Here is a 4,960-nt window from a genome sequence, read left to right on the forward strand (position 1 = left end):
CTCCAAAAGTCTATGGGCAAACATTAAGTCGATATACAAAGCAACGCGATCAAATCACTTCTAGTTTGAATGGACTCAATACCTCAGATTCGGAATATAAGGGTCTTATTGAAAATGCATTTCAACATTTAGAAAATTTTAAGCAAACCTATACCAATAGTGCAATTACGCATAAAAAGAAGCTGATAAGTTCGATTTTCCCAGAAAAAATAGAATTTGACGGAAAAAAATGTCGAACTACAAGAATCAATGATGTGTTGAGGTATATCTTACAGATAGACAAGGAGTTACCCGAAAATAAAAAAGGACAAATCTCAAAAAATTTGAGTTTGTCCCCTTTAGTGGAGTCGGAGAGAATCGAACTCTCGTCCAAACAAGTAACAAAGTAGCTTTCTACACGTTTATTTTCTTCTTAGTTTTTCGAGTTTAAGCTGGTTAGAAACAACCCACTTTAACCTTATCTTTTTTATCTCGAAAGTGCATCAAAGCGCTACACAATCATAGTTAATTTTTACGATGTCTCAAATAGAACGCCATTAACTAAGGCTTTCTGGAGACATAAAGCTTGCTCACCTTGTGAGCCGAGGCTTAATCCTACTATAATTCGGATTAGGCAGCTAAAGCGTAGTTATTCTCGCCGTTTAAAAAGTTGACTTAGCCTTTAACGTGTTTCAAAATCATTACACGACGTGCTTACTAGTCTATTAATCTCGCTGTCAAAACCAGTCGACCCCAAATAAATAAATAGTAAATTTTTAATTCATTTCTTTTATTGAAAGAATGCAAAGTTACCAAAAAGTTTGTATAACCTTGCATTATCACTTAATTTAGTGCAAAATTTATACCGAAAAATATAAAATGAAATTCGCCATAATAAAAGAACGTAAAAATCCACCAGATCGACGTGTGGTTTTTTCTCCTACAGATTTAAAAACTTTAATAGAAAAATTTCCTAATGCTGAAGTTCTTGTTGAGTCTTCAGATATTAGAGTATTTAGTGATTCAGACTATAAAAACATAGGATTTAATGTTACTCAAGACGTAACAGATGCAGACGTCATGTTTGGTGTAAAAGAGGTGCCAATTGATGCGTTAATTCCTAATAAGAAGTATTTTTTCTTCAGTCATACTATAAAAAAACAACCTTATAATAGAAAACTACTAAAAGCAATTTTAGAGAAAAACATAGAGTTGTACGATCATGAAACTATTGTAAAGCAAAGTGGTGCAAGACTTATAGGTTTTGGACGTTATGCAGGATTAGTTGGTGCATACAATGGCTTTAGAGCTTTAGGTTTACGAGATAAATTATTTAACTTACCAAAAGTAGAAACATTAAGCGATTTGGATGCTGTTAAAGCAGAACTCGATAAAATAAAATTACCAAATATTAAAATTTTACTCACAGGAACTGGTAAAGTTGCAAAAGGTGCTAAAGAAATATTAGACCATTTAAAAATTAAGCAAGTAAGTGACGCTTTATACTTAACAAGCGATTTTACCGAGCCTGTATATTGCATAGCAGATGTTATGGAATATAACAAACGTAAGGATGGTAAAGTTGGAGATAAGTTTGCTTTTTATAAAGATGCGACTGGCTATGAGAGTAATTTTATGCCATATGCAAAAGTTACAGATTTCTTTATTGCAGGACATTTTTATGGAGATGGAGCACCTTATTTATTTACCAGAGCAGATACTAAGCATCCTGAGTTTAAAATTAACTTGGTAGCAGATATTTCTTGTGATATAAATGGTCCTGTAGCAATCACAATAAGGCCTTCAACTATTGCAGATCCGTTTTATGGTTACGATGCAAAAACTGAAAAAGAAGTTGCTTATAATGCAAAAGGTGCAATAACTGTAATGGCTGTAGACAATTTACCTTGTGAGTTGCCTAAAGATGCAAGTGAAGGTTTTGGAGAGATGTTTTTGCAACATGTAATTCCAGCTTTTTTTAATAATGATGAGAATGGTATTCTAAAGCGTGCAAGAATGACAACAAATAATGGTAAGTTAACATCAAGATTTTCTTATTTACAAGATTATGTAGATGAAAATGACTAGTGTTAATCAATAATAAAGTAAAGTAATTATTGAAAAAAAATTTAAAGACAAGTGTCAAATAATAGGCTCAAATTTTAGGCTTTAAGTTAGGAGATTTATCATGCCAGTTGTTATATTTATATAGAAATAGAAAATTATGAAATCAATAAAATATTTAATTGCATTTGTGTTTTTATTAGTACTAACATCTTGCGAAAACGACAATAATATTCCTATAAATGAAAGTGCTATAGATGGAGAATCTAATCCGTTTTTAGAAAATTTTGGTGGTGCTATACAAGCACGTTTTATAGGTACAGTTATAAACGAACAAAATAATCCTATTGCTGGTGTAACTATAAGTGTAGGTTCAGAGTTTGCTGTTACAGACGCTAATGGTGTGTTCTCAACACAAAGCGCGACTGTATATGAGAAATTTGCCAATATTAAGGCAACTAAATCTGGTTTTATTGACGGTTCGAGAGCTGTTGTTCCAACAGAAGGTGTAAACCAAGTTAAAATAATGCTATTAGATTTAGAACCTGTTGCTACAATTAATACTGGTCAGTTATTAACTATAGATTTACCAGATGGTACAGAAGTAGATTTACCAGGTAATTTTGTAAATCAGTTTGGAGGACCATACCAAGGTAATGTAGATCTTATTATTAAAACATTAAATGTAGATGATGAGAATTTTGCTTTAATGATGCCTGGTAATTTAACAGCAGAAAACACAGATGGCGATTTAAGAGTTTTAGAGTCTTATGGAATGATAGCTGTAGAACTAAGAGGAGAAAATGGAGAAGAATTAAATATCGATCCAAATGGTGATCCAGCTATAATTCGCGTTCCTGTTGGAAGTACTGTTGCAAATCCGCCAGCTACAATTCCGCTTTGGTATTTTGATGAGGAATATGGCTACTGGAAAGAAGAAGGTTTTGCTACACTAGAAGGCAATAGATATGTAGGCGAAGTTTCTCATTTTAGTTTCTGGAACTGCGATGCACCTTTTGAAACATTAGATTTTTGTGTCACTATTGTAGACCAAAACAATAATGCGATTCCTAATATTTTAGTGTTTTTAGAAAGAGACGCAACAGGTTGGTCTTCTATATCAACAGGATATACAGATGAGAACGGATTGGTTTGTGGTTTAGTACCTTCGAATGAAACTATGACTCTTGAAGTGCCAAATTTTGGTTGTGAGAATAACAGCTTTACAACAGCTTTAGGACCATATACAGACAATCAAAACATAACAGTAACGGTTCAATCTTCAAATGCTTTAACGACTAACTTAAACGCTACATTTAACGATTGCGATGGAAATGCGATAACCAATGGTTATTTACAGCTATTTTTTAATAACGACTCACAAATTATACCAATTACAGATGGAGAGATAGCTCAGGTTATAGACTATTGTTCTTCAGATACAGCATATTCTGCTCAAGCTGTAGACTTAACTAATGGTCAATCTACAACTGTTTTTAATGGTAATTTTACAGCACCAACTACAGATTTAGGTACAGAAATGTCTTGTACAGACTTATCAGATACAGATAGTGATGGTGTTATTGATATTAATGAAGACCTAAACGGAAATAATGATTTAAATGATGATGATACAGATGGTGATGGCACACCAGATTATCAAGATGAAGATGATGATGGAGATGGAGTGAATACAATAGATGAAGATTACAATAACGATGGTAACCCAATGAACGAAGATAGCGATGGAGACGGTATTCCAGATTATTTAGATGCACAAGATGTAATCGATTTTGTAATTGAGTTTTGGGCGAGTAACTGTTATACATCTGCTTTAGAATATGATTTAACAGAGACTTATGGGCAAACTTACCCAAATACCACTTTTAGTTATTTTGAAACAGAAGCAGATGCAGATACTAATACAAATGCTATAGCAAACCCAAGCAGCTATATCGATACAAATATGTTACAACAAGTATACGTGTTAGCCACAAACACAATATCTAACCAATCTGCAGTTGGTGAAATTTATTTACTAGGTGTAAACGACACAGATTCTGACCAAGACGGTTTAACAGATTGCGAAGAGCTAACAGGAGTTGATAATGGTTTTGGAAATTGTAACCCAAACGGAAACATTACAGATCCAAACGATGCAGATAGTGATGATGATGGTTTTGATGATTGCACTGAAGCAATCGCTGGAACAGATCCAAATGATATGAATGATTTTCCTAATGATGTTGATTTAGACGTTCAAATTACTGCTTCTCCAACTAGTCCAGCGCAAGGAACAAATTTTGTTGTGAGTGTTGTAGTAACTAATAGTTTTGGAGTTTCAGCAACAGGAGTATCTTTAAATTTTCTTTATAATAATACAGATTTTTCATATGCAAATCATAGTGTAGCGTCTGGAAATTACAACGTCACTACAGGACTGTGGAGTAATATTGACGATATCCCAGAAGGTACTAGTCAAACATTAACAATAATATTAACAGCTAATACTATTGGAACTTCAACTTTAACTGGAGAAATAATTACAGGAAATGAAATAGATATTGATTCTGCTCCAGGAAATTTTGATACCACTGAAGATGATTATCAAGAGATAAATGTTACAGTTAATTAAAATTACCTTCTAATTTTTCAGGTGCCTTTTTCTATTTTGATTAATAACATATACGAAATAAGACATAAACAAAAAGGCTTCCTACTAGGAAGCCTTTTTGTTTTAGCAATAAACTAAAGAATAGAAACCTCCGATGTGTTAGCTTCTCGCATCGTATCTCCATTTAGCCTGCGCTTTCCTGCTTCCATGAAATCTTTGGACCATTTGTAGTAATTAGCTTGATGGATGCTTTCTTTTCGACACAATTCTGCAATGGTAGTTTCACCACGCATTCCTTCAATA

Annotated in this window: 2 protein-coding genes, 1 other RNA gene and 2 pseudogenes; 3 read left to right on the forward strand and 2 right to left on the reverse strand. The window is 33.2% G+C overall.

What is annotated here, in order from left to right:
* A pseudogene (locus tag P8H50_RS00005) lies at positions 1–389 on the forward strand (hypothetical protein); the annotation flags it as partial.
* Here P8H50_RS00005 and ssrA read toward each other — a convergent pair.
* Positions 340–734, reverse strand: a transfer-messenger RNA (tmRNA) gene (gene ssrA / locus P8H50_RS00010). The pseudogene P8H50_RS00005 and the gene ssrA overlap by 50 nt on opposite strands.
* A gap of 124 nt (positions 735–858) precedes the next feature.
* On the opposite strand from ssrA, the gene P8H50_RS00015 reads away from it, so the two are divergent.
* Both P8H50_RS00015 and P8H50_RS00020 read left to right on the forward strand, forming a co-directional pair.
* Positions 859–2,067 (forward strand): NAD(P)-dependent oxidoreductase, encoded by a 1,209-nt coding sequence (locus P8H50_RS00015; protein WP_300203891.1) that lies wholly within the window; start codon positions 859–861, stop codon positions 2,065–2,067.
* Positions 2,068–2,203: 136 nt separating this feature from the next.
* Positions 2,204–4,678, forward strand: coding sequence for a hypothetical protein (locus tag P8H50_RS00020; protein ID WP_300203894.1), 2,475 nt, complete (start codon positions 2,204–2,206; stop codon positions 4,676–4,678).
* 125 nt (positions 4,679–4,803) lie between these two features.
* Here the strand turns inward: P8H50_RS00020 and P8H50_RS00025 are convergent.
* A pseudogene (locus P8H50_RS00025) lies at positions 4,804–4,960 on the reverse strand (IS3 family transposase); the annotation flags it as partial.

The organism is Lacinutrix sp. (genome assembly GCF_029238095.1).
Classification (GTDB): domain Bacteria; phylum Bacteroidota; class Bacteroidia; order Flavobacteriales; family Flavobacteriaceae; genus Lacinutrix.

Bases quoted from the DNA above. Each gene is read 5' to 3' on its own strand.
- P8H50_RS00020 (WP_300203894.1), top strand. From the start codon at position 2,204: ATGAAATCAATAAAATATTTAATTGCATTTGTGTTTTTATTAGTACTA.
- P8H50_RS00015 (WP_300203891.1), top strand. From the start codon at position 859: ATGAAATTCGCCATAATAAAAGAACGTAAAAATCCACCAGATCGACGT.